Source organism: Lysobacter sp. yr284, from assembly GCF_900107375.1.
Classification (GTDB): Bacteria; Pseudomonadota; Gammaproteobacteria; order Xanthomonadales; family Xanthomonadaceae; genus Lysobacter.
The window spans coordinates 137,528-159,500 of record NZ_FNPT01000002.1; the positions used below are offsets into that span (position 1 = coordinate 137,528).

Genomic DNA, 21,973 nt, shown 5'->3' on the forward strand with positions numbered 1-21,973 from the left:
CGTTCGATCCCGGCGTTCGCTCTTGTCCGCGCGCTTGCGGCTTTCAGACTTCCAGCGTGGCCAGATCGCCCTTCGTCTCCAGCCAGGTCTTGCGGTCGCCGGCGCGCTTCTTCGCCAGCAGCATGTCCATCAGCGACACGGTCTGGGCGTTGTCGTCGACGGTCAGCTGGACCAGGCGGCGGGTGTCGGGGTGGATGGTCGACTCGCGCAGCTGCGAGGCGTTCATCTCGCCCAGGCCCTTGAAGCGGGTGACGTTGATCGCGCCGCTCAGGCCCTTCTTGCGGTCGCCCTTCTCGCGCTCGATCTTCTCCAGCAGGATGCGCTTCTCTTCCTCGTCCAGGGCGTAGAACACGGTCTTGCCCACGTCGATGCGGAACAGCGGCGGCATCGCCACGAAGATGTGGCCGGCCGCGACCAGCGCCGGGAAGTGGCGCAGGAACAGCGCGCTGAGCAAGGTGGCGATGTGCAGGCCGTCGGAGTCGGCGTCGGCCAGGATCACGACCTTGCCGTAGCGCAGCCCGCCGATGTCTTCCTTGCCCGGGTCGCAGCCGATCGCCACCGCCAGGTCGTGCACTTCCTGCGACGCCAGCACGCTGCCGGAGGCGACTTCCCAGGTGTTGAGGATCTTGCCGCGCAGCGGCAGGATCGCCTGGAAGTCCTTGTCGCGGGCCTGCCGCGCGCTGCCGCCGGCGGAGTCGCCTTCGACCAGGAACAGTTCGGTGCGCGAGAGGTCCTGCGAGCTGCAGTCGGCGAGTTTGCCGGGCAGGGCCGGACCCTGGGTGATCTTCTTGCGGACGATCTGCTTTTCGGTCTTGAGCCGCGCGCTGGCGCGTTCGATCGCCAACTGGGCGATCTTCTCGCCCAGGTCGGTGTGCTGGTTGAGCCACAGCGAGAACGCATCGTGCGCCGCGCCTTCGACGAAACCGGCGGCCTGGCGCGAGGACAGGCGCTCCTTGGTCTGGCCACTGAACTGCGGGTCGGTCATCTTGATGCTGAGCACGAAGGCGGCCCGGTCCCACACGTCTTCCGGCGCCAGCTTGACCCCGCGCGGCAGCAGGTTGCGGAAGTCGCAGAACTCGCGCAGCGCGTCGGTGAAGCCGGTGCGCAGGCCGTTGACGTGGGTGCCGTGCTGGGCGGTCGGGATCAGGTTGACGTAGCTTTCCTGGGTCAGCTCGCCGTCCGGCGCCCAGGCCACCGCCCAGTCGACCACTTCGGTGTCCTTCTTGAGCTGGCCGACGAACAGGTCCGGCGGCAGCAATTCGCGCTGCGGCTGGCCTTCGCGCAGCGCGCCGGAAAGGTAATCGCGCAGGCCGTCCTCGTAGTACCACTCCAGCCGCTCGCCGGTCGCCTCGTCGAACAGCTTGACGTTGAGGCCCGGGCACAGCACCGCCTTGGCCCGCAGCACGTGCTTGAGCGCGCGCAGGCTGAACTTGGGGCTGTCGAAATACTTGGGGTCGGGCCAGAAGCGCACGCGGGTGCCGGTGTTCTTCTTGCCGACGCTGCCGACCACTTCCAGCGGGCTGGCGCGGTCGCCGTCCTTGAACGACATGCGGTATTCGTTGCCTTCGCGCTTGATGTACACGTCGACATGCTTGGACAGCGCGTTGACCACGCTCACGCCGACGCCGTGCAGGCCGCCGGAGAAGGTGTAGTTCTTGTTGCTGAACTTGCCGCCCGCGTGCAGGCGGGTGAGGATCAACTCGACGCCGGGCACCTTCTCTTCCGGGTGGATGTCCACCGGCATGCCGCGGCCGTCGTCGGACACCTCGCAGCTGCCGTCGGCGTAGACGGTGACCTCGATGCTGCGGGCATGGCCGGCCAGGGCTTCGTCGACCGCGTTGTCGATGACTTCCTGGGCCAGGTGGTTCGGCCGCGCGGTGTCGGTGTACATGCCGGGCCGGCGCTTGACCGGGTCCAGGCCGGAGAGGACTTCGATGTCTGCGGCGTTGTAGCGACTGCTCATGAAACCTGCGTCAGTAGTAAGGAGTGGCGTCCGGGGCGGCGCCGCGCGGGGCGCGGGTGCCGGCGGGACGGGCCGGGCGGGCGACGGCGGCCATCTTGCCATCGGCCGGTGACGGCGGCGCATCGGCAGGGCCGGGCGCGGGGCGCAGCGAGCATGGCGACCGGGGGCGGCCGGGTCAAGCGATGCCGCACGGGCCGCGGCGGCGCGGGCGCACATTCACGCCCGCCGCCGTCTCGCCGGTTGCGACCGCGGCTGCGATGGGCGTCGCAGCGCGCCAGGTCCGGCTCGCGCGCCGCGGATGCGGCCACGCCGCCGGCTTGATCTGGCGCAAGCCGCGCCGTCGCGGCCGCTGTCATCCTGCGCGCCGTTCCCCACCCCCATGTCCGAGTCCCCACGCCACAGGAGGGCACCGTGTCCGCCCAGGACCAGTACTACGATCTGCAGCAGAGCTACGGCCGCTGCCTCATCCGCAAGGGCTTCATCGAGCGCTTCTACGAAATCTTCATGGCCAGCCACCCCGACGTGGCGCCGCTGTTCGCGCGCACCGATTTCCAGAAGCAGCGCCTGGCCCTGCGCCGCGGCATCAGCGTGGCGATCTTCTATGCCGCCGGCAGCGCGGTGGTGAAGCGCACCAGCGAGCAGATGGCCGACGTGCACGCGCGCGCCGGCCGCACCCCGGTGCGGCCGGAACTGTATCCGTACTGGATCGACAGCCTGCTGCTGGCGGTGCGCGAGTTCGACGAGCAGGCCGACGACGCGCTGCTGCGCCGCTGGCGCCAGGCCATGCAGGCGGTGACCCAGATGTTCAGCGGGCGCTATTGAGCGCGCCCTGGCCGCCGCCGGCGGGCGCCCGCGACGATTGAAAAACCGCCCCGCCGCCCCCATTCCATGTACCGTCTACCGCAGTCGTGCGACCCATCCGGCCGTTCGTTCAGCCCCTGGCGAGGCGGCCGGCGCTAGGGTTCGCGGCGTCGCGGCACGGATGCCCCGGCCCGCCCGCGGACCGGGCGCCCGCCCCGGTTCCGGTCATTCCACTTTTTGGAGGTATGCCATGAAGATCCGCAAGCTGCTGCTCCCCGCCGCCGTAGTCGCGGCCCTGGCCGTGCTGGTCGCGCCGAGCGCGTTCGCCCAGCAGGATCCGCAGGCCGACAAGAAGGCCGAGGAGGCCAAGAAGGCCGACGACGCGAAGAAGGCCGAGGCCAAGAAGAAGGCCGAAGCCGACAAGCGCCAGAAGTCCGGCGACCGCGGGGTCGAGCCGGAGGAAGAGGGCAACAAGTAAGCCTGTCCTTATGGCAGCGTCGAAAGGTCGCTGCCGCCGTGAAATTCATAAACCCCGGCCCGATCGGTCGGGGTTTTCTTGTTCGGCGCCCAGCGTAAGAGGCGCCGACGTTACGCCGGATTAGGCGATTCAAGCGCGATTCGCACCTGCCGGGGAGCGCGGCGATCCCCTTGGTATCGATCAGCGCTACTTTGCTTTTCGGCTTGCCGCGGAAGTTCGTTGCGCCAGCCGCGGCGCTAGGATCGATCTGTCGAACCGGCCTGCCGGGCCGGTGGTATCCGGGCAGATTCGTCATGAAGAACATGGTGATAGCGATATTGCGCGTGGCGGTCGGGCTGGCGCTGGTCTGGATCGGCTTGTCGTGGGCCGTGCTGTCGATGGTGCCGATAGACGAGGGCGAGACCTTCGGATGGCGATCGCTGGGGGCGTTCACGTTGGTCGTCGCCGTGATCGGTTTCATATCGGGTTTGATTTCCGGTCGTTATCTGCTCGTGCCGGCGCTTTTGCTATCCACAGTGGGATGGCTGTTGCTGATCAATGTGCTCCAGTGGCCCGAGATCAAGGGCGGCACCGGCACGTTCATGAGCGGTGTGATCGAACGAGCGCCGCAGGTGCTTTGGTGCAATGCATGCCTGGCGTTGGGCATTTCAATGGGGTACCGGCTTGCGCGTCGATGGAAATGGGCGGCGCCGGCGCGGAACTGAGCCTTTGTAGCTACTGCGGCTAGGATGGTGCCAATCTCATCTGGAATACCGCTCGATGCGCCGTGCCGCCGCCTGCGTCTGCCTCGCTCTGGCCTCGCTGCTGGGTCTGCCCGCGGCCGCGCGCGAACCGCGCTACACGGTGCTGCGGATCGACACGCGCAGCCAGCCGCTGGCGCTGTATTTGAACGACGAACGCGGCCGCCCGTTCCATCGCTTCAAGACCCTCGACGCCTGGCTGCACGCGCGCGGCCAGCGCCTGCGCTTGGCGATGAACGCCGGCATGTTCGAGCCGGATTATTCGCCGGTCGGCCTGTTCGTCGCCGACGGGCGCGAGCGGGCGCCGCTGAACCTGCGCGACGGCGCGGGCAATTTCTACCTCAAGCCCAACGGCGTGTTCCTGCTCGACCGCGACGGCCGGCCGCGGGTGGTCGAGGCTTCGCGCTACCCCGGCCTGGCGCCGGGCGTGCGCCTGGCGACCCAGTCCGGGCCGCTGCTGGTCGCGGGCGGACGCATCCATCCGGCGCTGGACCCGCAGTCGCGCTCGCGCCACCGCCGCAACGGCATCGGGGTCAAGGGCGACGAAGTGATCTGGGCGATCAGCGACGACAAGGTCAGCCTGTACGAATTCGCCCGCTATTTCCGCGAGGAACTCGGCTGCCAGGACGCGCTGTACCTCGACGGCACGCTGTCGTCGCTGTATGCGCCGCAGTTGAAGCGCGCCGACCGGCGCGGCAAGCTCGGGCCGATCCTGGCGGTGACCGAACCGCTGGAGTGATTCAATCCACGGCGGCGCCGGGCGCCGCGACAGGAGCGCGTCATGGCCATCCGCATCGTCCGACTCGGCACCCCGCGCAGCCCGCACGAAGGCCTGCGCATCGGCACCGTGCGGCGGCCGCCGCGCGGCGTGCCCAAGGCCGAATTCGCGAAACAGGACTGGTACGACGTGTGGTTTCCGACCCTCGCGCCGAGCCTGGAGACGATGAAGCAGGCCCAGGCCGCGACGACGCCGGCGCAGTGGAACGCGTTCGTGCGCAAGTACAAGGCCGAGATGAAGGGCCACGACGCGCAGCATGCGTTGGACCTGCTGGCGGCGATGTCGCGGCACAGCGATTTTTCCGTGGGGTGCTATTGCGAGGACGAATCGCACTGCCACCGCTCGATCCTGCGCGGGCTGCTGGCGGACAAGGGCGCGACGCTGGTCTGAGCCGGTGCGCCCGGACCGAGGCCGGCGACCCGGGCCTGAGCCGGTAGCGCAACGATCGACCGCGGGGGCGCGGCCGGCGCTACTTGCGCGACGGCTCGCGACCGCCGCGGTCGCGGCGCGCCTTGCCGGCCTACGATCGGGCCGTCATGGCGCATCGGGGGCGGTGGGATGAAGAACGCAATCTGCGCAGTCGCGGGCGCGTTGGCCGGCCTGGCGATCCAGGCGGCCGGGATGCAGCTGACCCTGGTGGCGTTGCTTTCCGGATGGGACGGCCCTTTCAGCGGCGGCCCCGTGTTCGCCGCGGTGACGCTGCTGGTGTTCCTGCTGCCGACCGGCGTATGCGCGGGAGCGGTGGCGCGCCGCTACCTGTTCCTGGTCCCTGCGCTGGTGGTGCTGGCGGTCGGCTGGGAGACGTACATCGGTACCGGCAGCGATCTGGTCGATGCGGCGGGGCATTCGAGCGCCATGGAGGTGGCCGGCGGCATCGCCTTGTTGCTGTGGGCGGCCTTGGCGCTGGCGGCCGGAATCGTGCAGGGTTGCCGCATCTCCTGGCGCGCGTGGCCGAAGCCCGCCGCCAAGGCCGCGGCCTGAGGCGGCGTCGCGGGGCCGCGATCCGGGCGCCGCGGCCGACCGCCGGTGCGAGCCGCGAACGAGCGGACCGATGCGGCCGATGCTGCGCCGCACCGATCCCACCGGGATTCGGAGAATCCGCGAAAACCCTTGTCGCGCAAGGCCTTGCGCGGCTTCCCCGAGGCCGGCGCCGGTGTCAAGCAGTCGCGGGTTCACGCGCCAACCTGTAAACTGCGGCTTTCCAGCGGCTGCAAAATCCATGACTCCCCTGATCTTCGTCACCGGCGGCGTGGTGTCCTCGCTTGGCAAGGGCATCGCGGCGGCCTCGTTGGCGGCCATCCTCGAAGCGCGCGGGCTGCGCGTGACGATGATGAAGCTCGACCCCTACATCAACGTCGACCCGGGCACCATGAGCCCGTTCCAGCACGGCGAGGTCTACGTCACCGACGACGGTGCCGAGACCGACCTCGACCTGGGTCACTACGAGCGCTACCTGCGCACGCGGCTGAGCCGCAAGAACTCCATCACCACCGGCCGGATCTACGAGAACGTGATCCGCAAGGAACGCCGCGGCGATTACCTCGGCGGCACCGTGCAGGTGATCCCGCACATCACCGACGAGATCAAGCGCCTGATCGTGGAGGCCACCGAAGGCTTCGACGTGGCCCTGGTCGAAGTCGGCGGCACCGTCGGCGACATCGAGTCGCTGCCGTTCCTGGAAGCGATCCGCCAGCTGCGCACCGAGCGCGGCCCCGAGCACGCGTTGTTCATGCACCTCACCCTGGTGCCGTTCATCGCCGCCGCCGGCGAGCTCAAGACCAAGCCGACCCAGCACTCCGTGAAGGAACTGCGCTCGATCGGCATCCAGCCCGACGTGCTGCTGTGCCGCAGCGAGCAGCCGCTGCCCGACAGCGAGCGCCGCAAGATCGCGCTGTTCACCAACGTGCCGGAAAAGGCGGTCATCTCGGCCGTCGACCTGGACAACATCTACAAGCTGCCGCAGTGGTTCCACGAGCAGGGCCTGGACGCGATCGTCCTCGACCGCCTGCGCATCCAGGCCGGTCCGGCGGATCTGGGCGAATGGAACGAAGTCGTCGACGCCACCACCCATCCGGTGGATGAAGTGACCATCGCCGTGGTCGGCAAATACATCGACCATCAGGACGCGTACAAGTCGCTGGCCGAGGCGCTCAAGCACGGCGGCCTGCGCCAGCGCACCAAGGTCCAGCTGAAGTGGCTGGAATCCAGCGAAGTCGAGCGCCACGGCGTGGACGCGCTGGCCGGCGTCGACGGCATCCTGGTGCCCGGCGGCTTCGGCGACCGCGGCTTCGAGGGCAAGGTCGCCACCGCCAAGTACGCGCGCGAACACAAGGTGCCGTACTTCGGCATCTGCTATGGCATGCAGGCCGCGGTGGTCGATTACGCCCGCCACGTGGTCGGCCTGGACGGCGCCAACAGCACCGAGAACGACAAGCACAACCCGCACCCGGTGATCGGCCTGATCACCGAATGGCGCACCGCCACCGGCGAAGTCGAGCGCCGCAACGAGGGCAGCGACCTCGGCGGCACCATGCGCCTGGGCCTGCAGGACCAGCGGATCAAGCCCGGCACCCTGGCGCGCGAGTTGTACGGCAAGGACGTGGTCGGCGAACGCCACCGCCACCGCTACGAGTTCAACAACCGCTACCGGACCCAGCTCGAAGACGCCGGCCTGGTGATCTCGGCCAAGTCGATGGACGACCTGCTGGTGGAGATGGTCGAGCTGCCGCGCGCCCAGCACCCGTGGTTCCTGGCCTGCCAGGCGCACCCGGAATTCCTGTCCACGCCGCGCGACGGCCACCCGCTGTTCATCGGCTTCGTGCGCGCCGCGCGCGAGGCCAAGGCCGGCGGCAAGCTGTTGCGCGAGGTCAAGGGTTGAAGCCTCCTCCGCCCGGTCCGTCCGGTCGGGCGGAGAGTTCGCAGGCCGCTCCGGCGTCGGGCCGGCCTGCCCGCAACGTCGCGCGCAGCGCCGGCAAGTGGCTGATGCTGCTCGCCCTGGGCGTGCTGCTGGCCGGGCTGGTGGCCTACCGGCTCATCCTCGGCGATGGCCTGGACAATTACGGCATGGTGTTCTTCCCGCTGGCCCTGGTCGTCTCGTGCATTGCCGTGCCGGTGGCTTTGATCGGAGCGGTGATGTGGCTGGTCGGCGCGGCGCGCGCCAGGCGTTCGGGCGGCTCCGCGTGAGCGCGACCGCGCTTGCGCCGGCAGCCGGCGGCACCCATGTGATGGCGATATCTCGCGCGGGCTCGAACGCGCACTCATGAACCTAGGAAGCAAGCGATGAAACTCTGCGGCTTTGACGTCGGTCTCGACCAGCCTTTCTTCCTGATCGCCGGCCCCTGCGTGATCGAATCGATGCAGCTGCAGCTCGACGTCGCCGGTCAGCTCAAGGAGATCACTTCGGCGCTGGGCATCCCCTTCATCTTCAAGTCCAGCTTCGACAAGGCCAACCGCACCTCGGCGACGAGCTTCCGCGGCCCGGGCCTGGAAGAGGGGCTGAAGGTGCTGGCCGAGGTCAAGCGCCAGATCGGCGTGCCGGTGCTGACCGACGTGCACGAATACACCCCGATGAATGAGGTCGCCGCGGTGGTCGACGTGCTGCAGACCCCGGCGTTCCTGTGCCGGCAGACCGACTTCATCCAGAACGTGGCGCGTGCCGGCAAGCCGGTCAACATCAAGAAGGGCCAGTTCCTCTCGCCCTGGGAGATGAAGCACGTCACCGCCAAGGCCAAGGCCACCGGCAACGAGGCGATCATGGCCTGCGAGCGCGGCGCCAGCTTCGGCTACAACAACCTGGTCAGCGACATGCGCTCGCTGAGCGTGATGCGCGACACCGGCTGCCCGGTGGTGTTCGACGCGACCCACTCGGTGCAACTGCCCGGCGGCATGGACGGCAAGTCCGGCGGCCAGCGCGAGTTCGTGCCGGTGCTGGCGCGCGCGGCGATCGCCGTGGGCGTGTCGGGCGTGTTCATGGAAACCCACCCGCGGCCCGAGGAAGCGCTGTCCGACGGCCCCAACGCGGTGCCGCTGCCGAAGATGCGCGGCCTGCTGGAGACCCTGGTCGAGCTCGACCGGATCACCAAGAAGAACGGGTTCCTGGAGCAGGATTTCTGATGCCCGACCCAGCGCGGCCCGATCCGACCGCCAAGACGGCCGCGGCCCATGCCGCGGCCGCGATTTTCAGCGTTTCCCGCCATTCCGGCCGCCGCCCACGCGCGCGGCGGCGCGCCTGAGCCGGCGCCGATGGCCTTTTCCGAATCCGAACGCCAGCGCCTGCTCGCCCTCAAGGGCGTCGGCGAAACCGTGATCGCGCGCCTGGAGCAGGCGGGCTACGGCTCGCTGAACGCGCTCGCCGGGGCCGACCCGGCGCGCATCTGCGCGCAGGTCGCCGGTATGCTGCGCGCCAGCTGCTGGGGCAACAGCCCGCAGGCGCGCGCCGCGATCTCGGCTATCGTTGGCCTGGCCAACACCACTTCCCACCCTCCCTGACCCCTCCGACATGACCTCGATCACCCAGATCCACGCCCGCGAAATCCTCGACAGCCGCGGCAATCCGACCCTGGAAGCCGAAGTGACCCTGGCCGACGGCAGCTTCGGCCGCGCGATGGTCCCCTCCGGCGCCTCCACCGGCAGCAAGGAGGCCGTGGAACTGCGCGACGGCGACAAGACCCGCTACCTGGGCAAGGGCGTGCGCAAGGCGGTGGAGAACGTCAACACCACCATCGCCCAGGCGCTCAAGGGCATGGATGCGACCGACCAGGCCGCGCTGGACAAGCGCATGATCGACCTGGACGGTACCGAGAACAAAGGCCGCCTGGGCGCCAACGCGCTGCTGGGCGTGTCGCTGGCGAACGCGCATGCGGTCGCGGCGAGCAAGAAGCTGCCGCTGTGGAAGTACCTCGCCGGCGACCGCGCGCCGGTGCTGCCGGTGCCGATGATGAACATCATCAACGGCGGCGCGCATGCCGACAACAACGTCGACCTGCAGGAATTCATGATCCTGCCGGTCGGCGTGCCGAACTTCGCCGAGGCGCTGCGCGCCGGCGCCGAGGTGTTCCATGCGCTCAAGTCGGTGCTCAAGGGCCGCGGCCTGAGCACCGCGGTCGGCGACGAGGGCGGCTTCGCCCCCGACCTGCGCAGCAACGAGGAAGCGCTGGAAACCATCCTGGAAGCGATCGGCAAGGCCGGCTACAAGGCCGGCGAGGACATCCTGCTGGGCCTGGACGTGGCCTCCACCGAGTTCTACGACAACGGCAAGTACCACCTGGTCGGCGAAGGCAAGCGCCTGACCAGCGAGCAGTTCGTCGACTTCCTCGCCAACTGGGCCGCGCAGTACCCGATCGTCACCATCGAAGACGGCATGTCCGAGGACGACTGGAACGGCTGGAAGCTGCTGACCGACAAGATCGGCAACAAGGTGCAGCTGGTCGGCGACGACCTGTTCGTGACCAACCCGAAGATCTTCGCCGAGGGCATCGACAAGGGCGTGGCCAACGCGATCCTGATCAAGGTCAACCAGATCGGCACCCTGACCGAGACCCTGGAAGCCATCGCCATGGCCGACCGCGCCAAGTACGCCGCGGTGGTCTCGCACCGCTCCGGCGAAACCGAGGACACCACCATCGCCGACATCTCCGTCGCCACCACCGCGACCCAGATCAAGACCGGCTCGCTGTGCCGCAGCGACCGCGTGGCCAAGTACAACCAGCTGCTGCGGATCGAAGAGCAGCTGGGCTCGGCGGCGCGCTACGCCGGCCGCGACGCCTTCGTCTCGCTGCGCCGCTAAGGCGCGGCCGACGCAACCGGTATGGCCGAGACGTCGCGCAAGGCGTGGCTGGGCGTAGTGGCGCTGGCGCTGCTGGCGCTGCTGGCTGCGTTGCAGTACCGGCTGTGGTGGGCCGGCGGCGGAGGCGGCGGCAGCGTCGCCGCGCTGCAGGCCCAGGTCGACGGGCAGACCCGCGAGAACCAGGGCCTGCAGCAGCGCAACGATGCGCTCGCCGCCGAAGTCGAGGACCTCAAGTCCGGCGAGGCGGCGGTGGAGGAGCGCGCGCGCAGCGAGTTGGGCATGATCAAGCCCGGCGAGACCTTCTACCGCGTGGTCGAGGCCAAGCCGCAGCCGCCGGGGCCCAACGCCGCGGCCGCGGTCAGCGCGGTGCAGAACGGCGCCGCCGCGGGCCAGGATGCGGCCGACGACGAGCCGTCGCTGGAAGAGCAAGTCGACGAGCCGCCGACCGAAGTCCCGCCGTCCACGCCCGAACCGCATCCGATGCCGGCGCCGGTGCAGCATTGAGCCTGCCCGCCTCGTCGCCCGCGGCCTTCGCCCGGCGCGACGCCGGGTGGGGCGGCGCCGCCGCCGTTGCGGCGAAGCCCGCGGCCCCTCGCGCTTTTGCCGTCGCCGCCTTGGTCGGCGACGATAGCCGCCCCGGCGTTCCTGCGATGATCGAACTCACCACGCCATGATCTGGGCCGTCCTTCCCGCCGCCGGCCGCGGCCAGCGCTTCGGCGGCGACACCCCGAAGCAATACCTGCACATCGCCGGCAAGCCGCTGATCGAACACGCCCTGGCCGCGCTGCTGGCGCACCCGCGCGTGGCCGGGGCGATGGTCGCGCTGTCGGCGAGCGACGAACTGTGGCCCGGCTGGAGCGAACTGCTCGGCAAGCCGGTGCTGCGCTGCACCGGCGGCAACGAGCGCGCCGACTCGGTGCTGGCGGCGCTGCGCGCGCTGCCGCCGCAGGTCGGCGAGGACGCCCTGGTCCTGGTCCACGACGCCGCGCGGCCGAACCTGCGCGGCGAGGACATCGGCCGCCTGATCGCCGCCGCCGAGGCCGCGCCCGACGGCGCCATCCTCGGCGCGCCGCTGCGCGACACGCTCAAGCGCGCCGGCCGCGGCCGCATCGTCGGCACCGAGCCGCGCGACGGCCTGTGGCGCGCGTTCACCCCGCAGGCGTTCCGCCGCGGCGCGTTGACCGCCGCGCTGGCCGACGCCGCGCGCGCCGGCGTCGCCGTCACCGACGAGGCCTCGGCGATGGAGCGCAGCGGCGCCCAGCCCTGGCTGGTGGAGGGGCGCGAGGACAATCTGAAGGTCACCACGCCGGCGGATCTGGCCCTGGCCGAGTATCTGATCGGCCGCCATTGAACCGCCGGCGCCGGCGCGCGGGCGCCGGCGGCCGGCCGAACCGCGATGCGCGCGCGTCGCTGCGGCGCCCGGCGCTGGCCGACGCCCGCTGCCTGCCCGCTAATTTCCATGTCTCTCTTCCAGGTCCCATCCATGAACATCCGCATCGGCCAAGGCTACGACGTCCACGCATTCGGCGAGGGCGACCACGTGATGCTCGGCGGCGTGCGCGTGGCGCACGAACGCGGCGTGCTCGCCCATTCCGACGGCGACGTCGTGCTGCATGCGTTGTGCGACGCGATGCTCGGCGCGCTGGCGCTGGGCGACATCGGCAAGCACTTTCCGCCCAGCGACGAGCGCTGGCGCGGGGCCGACAGCCGCAGCTTCCTGCGCCACTGCAACGACTTGATCGCCCAGCGCGGTTACGCGGTCGGCAACTGCGACGTCACCGTGGTGTGCGAACGGCCCAAGGTCGGCCCGCATGCGCAGGCGATGCGCGAGCGCATCGCCGAAGACCTGGGCATCGCGGCGGATGCGGTCAGCGTCAAGGCCACCACTTCGGAAAAGCTCGGCTTCACCGGCCGCGGCGAAGGCATCGCGGCGACGGCGGTGTGCCTGTTGGTGCGCGCATGAGCGGCGGCGACGACAACGGCCTGGGCGAGCTGCCGCGCGCGCACGGCGCGCCGGCGCTGCGCGCGCGCATCCGCAGCGCGCCGGAGGATTTCCGGGTCGAGGAGCTGCCGTCGTTCGCCGCCAGCGGCAGCGGCGAACACCTGCTGCTGACCGTGGAAAAGCGCGGCATGAACACCGCCTTCGCCGCCAAGCGGCTGGCGCAGTGGGCCGGGGTGGGCGAGGTCGCGATCGGCTACGCCGGGCTCAAGGACCGCCACGCGGTGACCGTGCAGCGCTTCAGCGTGCACCTGCCCAAGCGGGTGGCGCCGGAGTTGGCGGCGCTGGAAAGCGACGAGTTGCGCGTGCTCGAACATCACTGGCACGCCAAGAAGCTGCCGCGCGGCGCGCTCGCCGGCAACCGCTTCGTGCTGGCCTTGCGCGAGGTCGAAGGCGAGCGCGAGGCGATCGAACGGCGCCTGCAGGCGATCGCCGCCGACGGCGTGCCCAACTACTTCGGCGAACAGCGCTTCGGCCGCGACGGCGACAACGTCGCCAACGCGCTGGCGATGTTCGCCGGCCGCCGCGTCCGCCGCGAGCAGCGCAGCCTGCTGCTGTCGGCGGCGCGTTCGGAACTGTTCAACCGCGCCCTGGCCGCGCGCGTGGGCGACGGCAGTTGGGCCGGCCTGCGCGATGGCGCCGGGCTCGACGGCGAGGTGTGGTCGCTGGCCGGCAGCCGCAGCGTGTTCGGGCCGGAAGCGTGGAGCCAGGCCCTGGCCGAGCGCTTGGCGCGCAGCGACATCCATCCCAGCGGCCCGCTGTGGGGCCGCGGCGAATTGCGCAGCGCCGGCGCGGTGCGCGCGCTGGAGCTGGCGGCCTTGCAGGACCAGCAGGCGCTGGCGCTGCGCGCGGGCCTGGAGGCGGCCGGCCTGGAGCAGGAGCGGCGCGCGCTGCGGCTGCGCGCGGAGTCGATGCAGTGGCGCTGGCTCGACGACGGCGCGCTCGAACTCGGCTTCGTGTTGCCGGCCGGCGCCTACGCGACCGTGGTGCTGGCCGAACTGGGCCGGATCGACGGCGTGCGCTGACGCCGATCCGGCGGGTGTCGCGGTCGCCGCTGCGCCGCCCGCGGACGCTCGGTTCTGCGGGCGGCGGCGGGCGTGGACCGCCGGGGCGGGGTTCCGGCCAGCGGGTTTCCCGTGCGTCCGCGCTTGCCCGGGATTGCGCATTCGCGCGCGCCGCGCGACCGCTCGTCGGGTGGTGAATGCCGGCACTGGCCCGCGCCGACCGGCGGCGTATAAGCCGAATCGACAGCTGCGAAAACGCGGTTGCCGCCCGGCGCCGATCGCGCGTCCGGGTCCACACGTCAGGGAGCCGGAGCCATGAACGCCTGCTTGCGTATTGCCGTCCTGTCGTTGTCCGTCCTGGGGCTGGCCGCCTGCGCCGGGACCCAGAGCAAGAGCGCCTATGTCGCGCCGGCCACGGTCGGCGCGCCGCAGTCCGCGGCGCTGACCCGCGACGAGGTGTATGTCGCCCAGGTCGAGCGCATCGCCCGTCGCCGCGGCATCGGCCTGGTCTGGGTCAACCCGCCGCCCAAGCGCGGAGCGGTGGTGGCCCAGGTCGGCCACTGAGCGCAGCGCGCGCCGCAGCGCCGTCGCTCAGCGCCGGCGTTGCGGCCGCGCCAGCAACACCACCACCGCGCCGGTGCCGCCCTGCGCGGGCGGCGCGGAATGGAAGGCCAGCACGTCCGCGCGCTGGCGCAGCATCCGGTCGACCAGGTTCTTGAGCACCGGCAGCCCGCGGCTGTCGAGGAAGTCGTTGCCGCCGCCGCGGCCCTTGCCGTGGATGATGCGCACGCAGCCCAGTTCGTGGTTGCGCGCATCGTTGAGGAAGGCGCGCAGCAGCGATTCGGCCTCGCGCACGGGGCTGCCGTGCAGGTCGAGCTCTTCCTGCGCCGAAATCTCGCCGCGGCGCAACCGCGCGAACACCTTCGGCGGCAGTTCGTCGCGGCGATAGCTCAGCGCATCGCCGGCCTCCAGCAATTGTTCGTCCAGGGCGTGGCGGAATTCCTCGCGCGCCAGCGCCTCGTCGCGCTCGGCCATGCGCGGGCGCGGGCGCGGCTTGGGCGCGGCCGGCGGCAGCGCGGCCTCGGGCAGGCGGCGGACCTCGCCGATGGCGGCGCGGAACAGCGCCGCATCGTCGTCGTCGCCGGCGTCTTCGGGGCGGTCGGGGTGGGACGTCATCGGCACAGGATAATCGCCGCGCAGCGAAGGCGCCGCGCGGGGATCGGGGAAAAAGAAAGCCCCGGCCCTTCCATGGGACTTGCGGCCCGTCGGTATCGGGCCGTCACCGGGGAAACACGGAATGAGAAGCGCGGCACGCGCTGCGCTGTCCCCTCGCGCCGTCGGCGCGCAGTCGAGGGTGCCGCGAACGCGTAGTTCATCACGCTTGGCGCGATGGGCGAGGGCGGTCCTGTCAGAAGTGACAGTCGCACGAGCGCGGCGAAAGACGCGGCGAAAGGCCCAGGCCGAATGGATTGCGGCGCGCCCCGCAACGAGGGCCGTCGAGGTGCGGCAGGGCGTCGGCGGCGCGGACGTTGCGCGGCGTGCCGCACCTCGCCCGCGCAGACGGCGGCGAACCGGCCGATTCGGCAAAGCCCGCGCCGGCCGCCGCGGCGCGCCGCGCGGCTACAGCGCGATCAACCCCAGCGCGACCGCGCGCGCGCAGGCCGCGCGCCGGCCCTTGACCCCGAGCTTGCGCGCCACCTGCTGCAGGTGGAAGTTCACCGTGCGCTCGCTGATCTGCAGGATCATCGAGATCTCCCACGAGGTCTTGCCCACCGCCGACCAGCGCAGCACCTCGCATTCGCGTTCGCTGAGCTTGGGCGCGTGGCGCGGCCGGCGCAGCAGCCGGTCCATCGCCGCGTGCATGCAGCTGACGAAATACACCGCCTGGCCCAGGGTCGGCACCAGTTCGCGCGGATCGGCCAGGGCGTTGACGGTGAAGGTGGTGAACGACCACTGCGTGCCCGGCGACCAGCTCGGCACGGTGATGCCGCCGTGCAGGCCGAATTCGCCGGCCGCCATCAGGGTGCGGCGGCCGATCTGGTACAGCTGCGGGCGCGGCTCCCAAGTGGTGCGGCCGCGCGAATTCCAGGCCACCGCCGGCAACCCCTCGCGCGAGAGGGTGATGCGCGGGTCGCTGCGCTCGGCGTCGGACGCGGCCAGCGCCGGGTAGGTCTTCGACCAGTCGCTGTCGAAGTCCTCGAAGAACACGAAATCCGAACCGCCCGGCAGCGGTTCGCGCAGCTTGGTCGCGTAGCCGTGGTTGTGGAAGCCGACCGCGCGGGAAAAGGCCGAGGTCACTGACTTGACCTCGTCCAGCGTCGCGGCGCGCAGCACTCGATCGATATGGTCCCAATACTCCATGCCGTGCCTGATCACCTGCGTTCCGGCGGGTTCGAGCCATCATACATACGCACGCCGCGTGCCGCCGATCTCAGATCGCAACCGGGCCGCAGCGCACCTTCCGGCTGCGCATGGCGAGCCGCCGCGCCGCCCCGAAACGCGCGCCAGGCAAGGCCGCAGGCCGTTTGTAACGCGGCCGCGCGGGAAGCCCGCGGCCCTATCGGGTATCATCCCGGGCTCCCCCACGTCTGTCTTTCCGTCAGCGGAGTCTCATGCGCGTATTGGTCAGCAACGACGACGGCGTCGACGCGCCCGGCATCCGCATCCTCGCCCAGGGGCTGCGCGAGGCCGGACACGAAGTGCTGGTGGTCGCGCCCGACCGCGACCGCTCCGGCGCGAGCAATTCGCTGACCCTGGACATGCCGGTGCGGGTCGCCCGCCTGGACGAGACGACGTGGCGGGTCTACGGCACCCCGACCGACTGCGTGCACGTGGCCCTGGCCGGCATGCTCGAGCTGGAGCCCGATATCGTCGTCTCCGGCATCAACACCACCGCCAACATGGGCGACGACGTGATCTATTCGGGCACCGTCGCCGCGGCGATGGAAGGCCGCTTCCTCGGCCTGCCGGCGGTGGCGATGTCGCTGGCCGCGGCCGACCACGACGGCCGCCATTACGAAACCGCGGCGCGCGCGGCGGTGGAGATCATCGCCCGCCTGCGCACCGATCCGCTGCCGGCCGACACCATCCTCAACGTCAACGTGCCCGACCTGGCGTGGGACGAGATCGCCGGCTTCGAGGTCACCCGCCTGGGCAACCGCCACCGCGCCGAGGCCTGCATCCCGCAGCGCGACCCGCGCGGGCGCCAGTGGTGGTGGATCGGCCCGGCCGGCGCCGAGGCCGACGCCGGCGCCGGCACCGATTTCCACGCTGTGCGCACCGGCAACATCTCGATCACCCCGATCCACGTCGACCTGACCCGCTATCAGGCGCTGGACCAGGTCGCCAGCTGGGTCGGCGGCCTGGCCGCGTCGCTGGACGCGCCCACGCCGGAGCGCGCGGCATGATCCAGCGCATGCGCCTGCAGCCGGAGGCCATCGGCAGCGGCCTGACCTCGCAGCGCGTGCGCGACCGCCTGGTCGAGCGCCTGCGCGAGGCCGGCATCCGCGACGAGCGCGTGCTCAACGCGATCCGCACCGTGCCGCGCCACCTGTTCGTCGACGAAGCGCTGGCGATGCGCGCCTACGAGGACACCGCGCTGCCGATCGGCCATAACCAGACCATCTCCCAGCCGTGGGTGGTGGCGCGCATGACCGAGGCGCTGTTCGAGGACGGCCCGCCGGCCAAGGTGCTGGAGATCGGCACCGGCTCGGGCTACCAGGCCGCGATCCTGGCCGCGCTGGGGCTGGAAGTGCACACCGTCGAGCGCATCGGCGAACTGCTGCGCACCGCGCGCAAGCGCTTCCGCCAGCTCGGCCTGAATGTGCGCAGCAAGCACGACGACGGCCGCATCGGCTGGCCGGAGAACGGCCCGTTCGACGCGATCATCGTCACCGCCGCGGCGCCGGCGCTGGTCGATGCGCTGACCGAGCAGCTCGCGCCCGGCGGCACCCTGGTCGCGCCGGTCGGCGCCGCCTCGTCGCAGTCGTTGCTCAAGCTGCGCAAGGACGCGGACGGCAACGTCGCCCAAACCACGCTCGCGCCGGTGGTGTTCGTGCCGCTGCTGTCGGGCATGATCGACTGACCCCTGCGGCGGCCGTGAGGCCGCCCGCGCCCCTCCAGCGGCCTGGCGGCCGCGTCTTCGGCCGACCTTGCGCATGGCATTGAAAATCTTCGGACCGCTCTACGAGCGCACCATCTCCTGGGCCCGCCATCGCCACGCCCCGGCGTACCTGACCGGGCTGAGCTTCGTCGAGGCGATCATCTTCCCGATCATGCCCGAGGTGATGCTGGCGCCGATGTCGGTGGCCCAGCCCAAGCGCGCGTTCTGGTTCGCGACCTTGAGCATCGTCGGCTCGATGCTCGGCGCCCTGGTCGGCTACGCGCTCGGCCACTACGCCTTCGAAGCGCTCAAGCCGATGTTCGCCGCGCTCGGCATGCTGCCCTCGATCGAGGCCGGCATCGCCACGGTCCAGGCCAAGATGGTCGAGTCGCCGTGGGCGGTGTTCACCTTCCTGGTGCTCGGCGGCTTCATGCCGATCCCGATGAAGGTGTTCACCTGGGCGTCGGGCATCGTCGGCGTGCCTATGCTGCAATACCTGCCCAGCATGTTCATCGGCCGGGCCAAGCGGGTGTACCTGCTGGCGCTGGCGATCCGCATCGGCGGCGAACGCGCCGAAGCGGCGTTGCGCCGCTACATCGAGCCGATCGGCTGGATCGCCACCGCCGTGGTGGCGGTCGCGATCGCCGTGCTGGTCTGGCATTCACAGCGCTGAGGCGCGCGTCCGGCGACACTGGCGCACATCACCGCGGGACGGCGGGCCTCCACGGCCGGCCGGATCGAGACAGCGACACCACGCGCCCGGCGAGCGGCGCGGCAAGAGGACGATCATGAGCGAGACGAACCGAACCCCGACCCTGGCGATGGCCGCCTGCCTGCTGGCCACGCTCGCCCTGATCGGTTGTTCGAGTTCGGTCGTGCGCGAACCCTCGCGCGGCGGTTCGCGCGGCGGCCGCCCGGCGACGCCGGCGCAGCGCCCCTCGGTGGCCAAGCCCGGCGCGACCGTGGTCGTGCAGCGCGGCGAAGGCCTGTACCGGATCGCCGCCAACAACGGCATCCAGATGGCCGACCTGGCCGCCTGGAACGGCCTGTCGCCGCCGTACAGCCTGTATCCGGGCCAGCGCCTGAAGCTGTATCCGCCGGGGCGCGGTTCCTCGTCCTCGGGCGGTTCGTCTTCCGGCGGCTCCAGCGGCACGCGTCCCAGCGCGCCTGCGCCCGCACCGGCCGCGCCGATCGACAGCGGCATCCGCTGGCGCTGGCCGGCCGACGGCCCGTTGCTGGGCCGCTACGTCGCCAACGAGCCGACCAAGCAGGGCGTCGACATCGGCGGCGCGCCGGGTTCGCCGGTGCGCGCGGCCGCCGACGGCGTGGTGGTGTATTCCGGCACCGGCCTGGTCGGCTACGGCGAGCTGATCATCGTCAAGCACAACGAACAGTGGCTGTCGGCGTACGGCCACAACCGCAAGCGTCTGGTCAACGAAGGCCAGCTGGTGAAGTCCGGCCAGCAGATCGCCGAGATGGGCCGCAGCGGCGCCGCGCGCGAGCAGCTGCACTTCGAGGTGCGCTACAACGCCAAGCCGGTGGATCCGTTGTTGTACCTGCCGGCGAAGTAACCGGCGCGGATCGCGCCGGCGCGGCGAAATGACGGACAAGCCTGTGGATTTCGCGACATTGAAGGCGGCCTGGCCGTGGACCGGGATCGTCGGTTGTCCGGGCCGGTTCGTGCTCAAGGACGCCCGCCTCGCGTTGACGCCCGCGGACCTGCTCGGCCCCGATGTGCCGGTATCCGAACACCGTAGTCCATCGGCGCGCGATGTCGTGCTGGTCGCGCGATGGGCCGATGGCGGGCTGATCTCCTATCGCCGTCCCGACGGCGGCTGCCTGCACACGCTCAATACGCCCGAAGGCCTGGCGCGCAAGCTCGCGCAGCTGGGGATCGCGCCGGCATAGCCGCTGCGGCGATTGCGCCGTTTTCGCCGGATCGCGCGCCGCCGCATCCCGGCGGCCGGATGACCGCGTCGGCACCGTCGTGCATGATGCCGGCCAGATGCGGCGCACCTGCGCGCCGCCGACGCGCAAGGCAAGGACGGGGATCGTCGACATGGCGGCAGCGGCCAGCGCAGCGAAAACCGAACCGCTCAGCGAATGCGAGCGCAGCCGGCTCGCGGCGCGCAAGACGGGGGGGTGCGGTTTGATCGCAATGCTCGCGGGCGTGGCCTTGCTCGTCGTGGTCCTTCCCGTCGTCTTAATCGCCATGGAACCCGCAGGCTTGAGTTGGGGCGCGGCCGGGGCGATCGCTTTTTTCGTCGTCTGCGGCCTGGGCTTGACCGCGTTGGTGACGGCCAACGCCGACGGCCGGGTCGAAGCCGACGCCGCTGCGGGAATCAAGCTGATCGTCACCGGGCGGATCGTGCAGATGCCCACCGATTCCTCCGATGGCGGGCCGCCGTACCGTTACCTGTGGGTGGCGATCGATGGTGGGCCGTCGCGGCCGCTGATTTTCCACGTGGACGAGGCCGTGTACGGCTCGGTCCGCACCGACGACGCGGTTCGGATCGCCTATGTCCCGAACAGCAAGACCCTCATCGAGTTGCGCACGGCCGGGTACGCGTACTCCATCTGCGATAAGGGCGAGGCGGAGGAAAAGCGGCCGGCATAGCGGCCCCGGCCGGAGTCGCAACGGTCCGGCGCGGCGCCGCGCCGATGCGGATCGCGGCGCTCACGGCGGCGGCGGATGCACGTCGTACTGCCGGTTGACCGCGACGTAGTCGTATTCGCCCTGGACCAGGTTCAACAGCCGCAACGCCTTGGGCGCATAGGCGATGCGCACGCGCCGGTCGGTGCGCACGGCCTGGTAGCAATGCCACGGCACCGAGAACCGCGTCGGCAGTTCGGGGTCGTCGTCGTCGAGGGCGATGTACAGGCAGTAGATCGGCGGCCAGCTTTCGCCGTCGTCGCGTTCCATCACGCCGGTGAGCACGCCTTCGCGCCAGAGCTTGATCCCGGCGGCGAGGTCGTCGCGCAGGTTGGATTGATCCAGCGATTCGCTCCACGCGAGCAAGGCCATGAAGCCGATCGCCGCGCAGATGCCGGCGATCGCCCAGACATTGCGGAAATCCGGATCGAAGACGATCGCGGGCACGAAGCAGGCCGCCCCCAGCGCGACGCACGACCACAGCGTCCGCGGCGCTCCGCGCGATTGTTTGGCGCGCAGGAAATCGCGTTCGCGCGTATCCAGCGCTTGCGCGCCTTCGGCGGCGAGGGCAGGAGCGGCGGCGTCGGTTGCGGTGCGGTCCTGGGTCATGCGCCACCTTGCGCGGGCGATCGCGGCGGTCGGCCGCGTCGGCGCCGTTATAACGCCGCGGCCGGGCCGGCGCCAACCGCGGCCGGGCGCAGGCAGGGCGAGGTCTTGCGGGTGTAGTCGCCGCCCCAGGTGCGCAGGCCGGCGGTGTCCACGTGCAGGCGGCGGCGGTCGTAGAAACCCAGGCCGAAGCCGGTGGCGGGGCCGCGCCGGCGCCAGAACGCGCACAGCCTGGCGCCGTCGGTGTCGGCGGCCAGTTCCAGGTCGTAGGCGCCGCCGGCCATATGGCGGCTCTGGCGGCTGCCGCCTTCGCAGCGGTTGAAGTCGGGCGCGCGGTAGCCCGAGACGATGCGCGCGCCGTCGATCAGCCCGGCCGCGCGTAGTTCGGCCAGCAGGCGCAGGCTCGCCACGCTTTGCGGCCACGACGCGCGCGGCGGCAGGGCGAACTCGTCGGCGCCGCACCCACGCCAGTTGCGCCCGCTGCGCAACTGCTGCGAAAGCGGCGCGGCCGCAGCGACGCCTTGGCGGGCGAGGTAGTCGGTGTAGGCGCGGACCGCTTCGTCGCGCCCGTCGCCGCGCCAGCGCGCGAAGCGCTGCTCGGGCGTGTCCGCCGCGCAGCCGGCCAGCAGCAATGCCGCGGCGCCGGTCTTGAACAGGGTTGAGACGCCGGCCGGCGCCCGCACTCAGGCGCCCAGCACGAACCCGGCGACCACGCGCCGGCCTTCGCCGGCGAGCACGTTGAAGGTGCGCGCGGCGGCCGCGTTGGTCATCGATTCCAGCCCGACCTTGCGGCCCAGGCACGCGGCCAGGGTCGCCGCCGGCGGGAACGCCTGGGTGGCGCCGCAGCCGAGCACGATCAGCTCCGGCTGCAGCGCGAACAGCGGTTCCAGGTCGGCCAGGGCCAGGACGCGCACGTCGGCGACCGGCCAGTCCTGGATCAACGTATTGGGCGCCAGGATGAAGCTGCGCTCCAGCCGGCGGTCGTTGACCAGGGCCGCGCGGCCATCGGCGCCGCGCAGGAAGAACTCGTGGTCGGGGCGTTCCAGGGTCAGTTGCATGAGGGC

Annotated in this window: 29 protein-coding genes; 23 read left to right on the forward strand and 6 right to left on the reverse strand. The window is 71.0% G+C overall.

The genetic code is table 11. The features are described 5' to 3' along the window. Positions 1-43: 43 nt before the first annotated feature. Complete coding sequence (gene parE, locus BLV01_RS05655; RefSeq protein ID WP_091795111.1) at positions 44-1,963, reverse strand: DNA topoisomerase IV subunit B; 1,920 nt, start codon at positions 1,961-1,963, stop codon at positions 44-46. Between the two features lie 411 nt (positions 1,964-2,374). Between parE and BLV01_RS05660 the strand changes: the two genes are divergently transcribed. From BLV01_RS05660 to BLV01_RS05735, 17 genes are all read left to right on the forward strand, one after another. Beyond that, entirely contained in the window at positions 2,375-2,785 is a 411-nt protein-coding gene (locus BLV01_RS05660; RefSeq protein ID WP_091795114.1) for a globin family protein, read from the forward strand. A 229-nt stretch (positions 2,786-3,014) separates the two neighbouring features. Beyond that, on the forward strand, positions 3,015-3,242 hold the full coding sequence (locus BLV01_RS05665) for a hypothetical protein (protein WP_091795117.1): 228 nt from the start codon (positions 3,015-3,017) through the stop codon (positions 3,240-3,242). A gap of 293 nt (positions 3,243-3,535) precedes the next feature. Further along, positions 3,536-3,946: a hypothetical protein gene (locus tag BLV01_RS05670; protein WP_091795120.1), complete on the forward strand. Its 411-nt coding sequence runs from the start codon at positions 3,536-3,538 to the stop codon at positions 3,944-3,946. A gap of 55 nt (positions 3,947-4,001) precedes the next feature. Then, positions 4,002-4,721: a phosphodiester glycosidase family protein gene (locus BLV01_RS05675; protein WP_091795122.1), complete on the forward strand. Its 720-nt coding sequence runs from the start codon at positions 4,002-4,004 to the stop codon at positions 4,719-4,721. 42 nt (positions 4,722-4,763) lie between these two features. Then, positions 4,764-5,150 carry a DUF488 domain-containing protein gene (locus BLV01_RS05680; RefSeq protein WP_091795125.1) on the forward strand — a complete coding sequence of 129 codons (387 nt, stop codon included), beginning with the start codon at positions 4,764-4,766 and terminating at the stop codon, positions 5,148-5,150. A 168-nt stretch (positions 5,151-5,318) separates the two neighbouring features. After that, positions 5,319-5,741, forward strand: a complete 423-nt coding sequence (locus tag BLV01_RS05685; RefSeq protein ID WP_091795128.1) for a hypothetical protein — start codon at positions 5,319-5,321, stop codon at positions 5,739-5,741. A 238-nt stretch (positions 5,742-5,979) separates the two neighbouring features. Then, positions 5,980-7,638, forward strand: coding sequence for a CTP synthase (locus BLV01_RS05690; protein ID WP_091795132.1), 1,659 nt, complete (start codon positions 5,980-5,982; stop codon positions 7,636-7,638). Between the two features lie 104 nt (positions 7,639-7,742). Continuing rightward, on the forward strand, positions 7,743-7,943 hold the full coding sequence (locus tag BLV01_RS05695; protein WP_091795135.1) for a hypothetical protein: 201 nt from the start codon (positions 7,743-7,745) through the stop codon (positions 7,941-7,943). A 96-nt stretch (positions 7,944-8,039) separates the two neighbouring features. Then, positions 8,040-8,873, forward strand: a complete 834-nt coding sequence (kdsA, locus tag BLV01_RS05700; protein WP_091795138.1) for a 3-deoxy-8-phosphooctulonate synthase — start codon at positions 8,040-8,042, stop codon at positions 8,871-8,873. A 48-nt stretch (positions 8,874-8,921) separates the two neighbouring features. Further along, positions 8,922-9,248, forward strand: coding sequence for a helix-hairpin-helix domain-containing protein (locus tag BLV01_RS05705; protein ID WP_254782525.1), 327 nt, complete (start codon positions 8,922-8,924; stop codon positions 9,246-9,248). A 10-nt stretch (positions 9,249-9,258) separates the two neighbouring features. Continuing rightward, positions 9,259-10,545, forward strand: coding sequence for a phosphopyruvate hydratase (gene eno / locus BLV01_RS05710; protein ID WP_091795141.1), 1,287 nt, complete (start codon positions 9,259-9,261; stop codon positions 10,543-10,545). 21 nt (positions 10,546-10,566) lie between these two features. Further along, positions 10,567-11,049: a cell division protein FtsB gene (gene ftsB / locus BLV01_RS27040; protein ID WP_091795144.1), complete on the forward strand. Its 483-nt coding sequence runs from the start codon at positions 10,567-10,569 to the stop codon at positions 11,047-11,049. Continuing rightward, complete coding sequence (locus BLV01_RS26120; RefSeq protein WP_175485789.1) at positions 11,046-11,219, forward strand: hypothetical protein; 174 nt, start codon at positions 11,046-11,048, stop codon at positions 11,217-11,219. The genes ftsB and BLV01_RS26120 overlap by 4 nt, the downstream gene beginning before the upstream one ends. Continuing rightward, positions 11,216-11,896: a 2-C-methyl-D-erythritol 4-phosphate cytidylyltransferase gene (gene ispD, locus BLV01_RS05720; RefSeq protein WP_091795147.1), complete on the forward strand. Its 681-nt coding sequence runs from the start codon at positions 11,216-11,218 to the stop codon at positions 11,894-11,896. Before BLV01_RS26120 ends, ispD begins: the two co-directional genes overlap by 4 nt. A 132-nt stretch (positions 11,897-12,028) precedes the next feature. Further along, positions 12,029-12,508 (forward strand): 2-C-methyl-D-erythritol 2,4-cyclodiphosphate synthase, encoded by a 480-nt coding sequence (gene ispF / locus BLV01_RS05725; RefSeq protein ID WP_091795150.1) that lies wholly within the window; start codon positions 12,029-12,031, stop codon positions 12,506-12,508. After that, a complete protein-coding gene (gene truD / locus BLV01_RS05730; protein ID WP_091795152.1) occupies positions 12,505-13,569 on the forward strand; it encodes a tRNA pseudouridine(13) synthase TruD in 1,065 nt (354 codons plus the stop codon). Before ispF ends, truD begins: the two co-directional genes overlap by 4 nt. A 294-nt stretch (positions 13,570-13,863) precedes the next feature. Beyond that, a complete protein-coding gene (locus BLV01_RS05735) occupies positions 13,864-14,112 on the forward strand; it encodes a hypothetical protein (RefSeq protein ID WP_091795155.1) in 249 nt (82 codons plus the stop codon). 27 nt (positions 14,113-14,139) lie between these two features. On the opposite strand, the gene BLV01_RS05740 is transcribed toward BLV01_RS05735, so the two are convergent. Continuing rightward, positions 14,140-14,724 (reverse strand): Smr/MutS family protein, encoded by a 585-nt coding sequence (locus tag BLV01_RS05740; protein WP_091795158.1) that lies wholly within the window; start codon positions 14,722-14,724, stop codon positions 14,140-14,142. A 444-nt stretch (positions 14,725-15,168) separates the two neighbouring features. Then, entirely contained in the window at positions 15,169-15,924 is a 756-nt protein-coding gene (locus BLV01_RS27095; RefSeq protein WP_305791392.1) for a helix-turn-helix transcriptional regulator, read from the reverse strand. Between the two features lie 236 nt (positions 15,925-16,160). Between BLV01_RS27095 and surE the strand changes: the two genes are divergently transcribed. The 6 genes from surE (at position 16,161) to BLV01_RS05775 (ending at position 20,267) form a co-directional block, all read left to right on the forward strand. Then, positions 16,161-16,955: a 5'/3'-nucleotidase SurE gene (gene surE, locus BLV01_RS05750; protein ID WP_091795161.1), complete on the forward strand. Its 795-nt coding sequence runs from the start codon at positions 16,161-16,163 to the stop codon at positions 16,953-16,955. Continuing rightward, a complete protein-coding gene (locus BLV01_RS05755) occupies positions 16,952-17,632 on the forward strand; it encodes a protein-L-isoaspartate(D-aspartate) O-methyltransferase (RefSeq protein ID WP_057946824.1) in 681 nt (226 codons plus the stop codon). The genes surE and BLV01_RS05755 overlap by 4 nt, the downstream gene beginning before the upstream one ends. A gap of 79 nt (positions 17,633-17,711) precedes the next feature. Continuing rightward, entirely contained in the window at positions 17,712-18,323 is a 612-nt protein-coding gene (locus BLV01_RS05760) for a YqaA family protein (RefSeq protein WP_091795882.1), read from the forward strand. Between the two features lie 148 nt (positions 18,324-18,471). Further along, positions 18,472-19,221 (forward strand): peptidoglycan DD-metalloendopeptidase family protein, encoded by a 750-nt coding sequence (locus tag BLV01_RS05765; RefSeq protein WP_254782539.1) that lies wholly within the window; start codon positions 18,472-18,474, stop codon positions 19,219-19,221. Between the two features lie 28 nt (positions 19,222-19,249). Next, a complete protein-coding gene (locus BLV01_RS05770; RefSeq protein WP_091795166.1) occupies positions 19,250-19,558 on the forward strand; it encodes a hypothetical protein in 309 nt (102 codons plus the stop codon). 97 nt (positions 19,559-19,655) lie between these two features. Beyond that, entirely contained in the window at positions 19,656-20,267 is a 612-nt protein-coding gene (locus tag BLV01_RS05775) for a hypothetical protein (protein ID WP_139178522.1), read from the forward strand. A 60-nt stretch (positions 20,268-20,327) separates the two neighbouring features. Here the strand turns inward: BLV01_RS05775 and BLV01_RS05780 are convergent, their stop codons facing one another. From BLV01_RS05780 to BLV01_RS05790, 3 genes are read right to left on the reverse strand one after another with little or no spacing between them, the layout of a single operon-like run. After that, positions 20,328-20,912: a hypothetical protein gene (locus BLV01_RS05780; protein ID WP_091795172.1), complete on the reverse strand. Its 585-nt coding sequence runs from the start codon at positions 20,910-20,912 to the stop codon at positions 20,328-20,330. Positions 20,913-20,959: 47 nt separating this feature from the next. Continuing rightward, positions 20,960-21,592, reverse strand: a complete 633-nt coding sequence (locus BLV01_RS05785; RefSeq protein ID WP_091795175.1) for a D-Ala-D-Ala carboxypeptidase family metallohydrolase — start codon at positions 21,590-21,592, stop codon at positions 20,960-20,962. After that, complete coding sequence (locus BLV01_RS05790) at positions 21,593-21,967, reverse strand: Mth938-like domain-containing protein (protein ID WP_091795177.1); 375 nt, start codon at positions 21,965-21,967, stop codon at positions 21,593-21,595. Positions 21,968-21,973 lie beyond the last annotated feature (6 nt).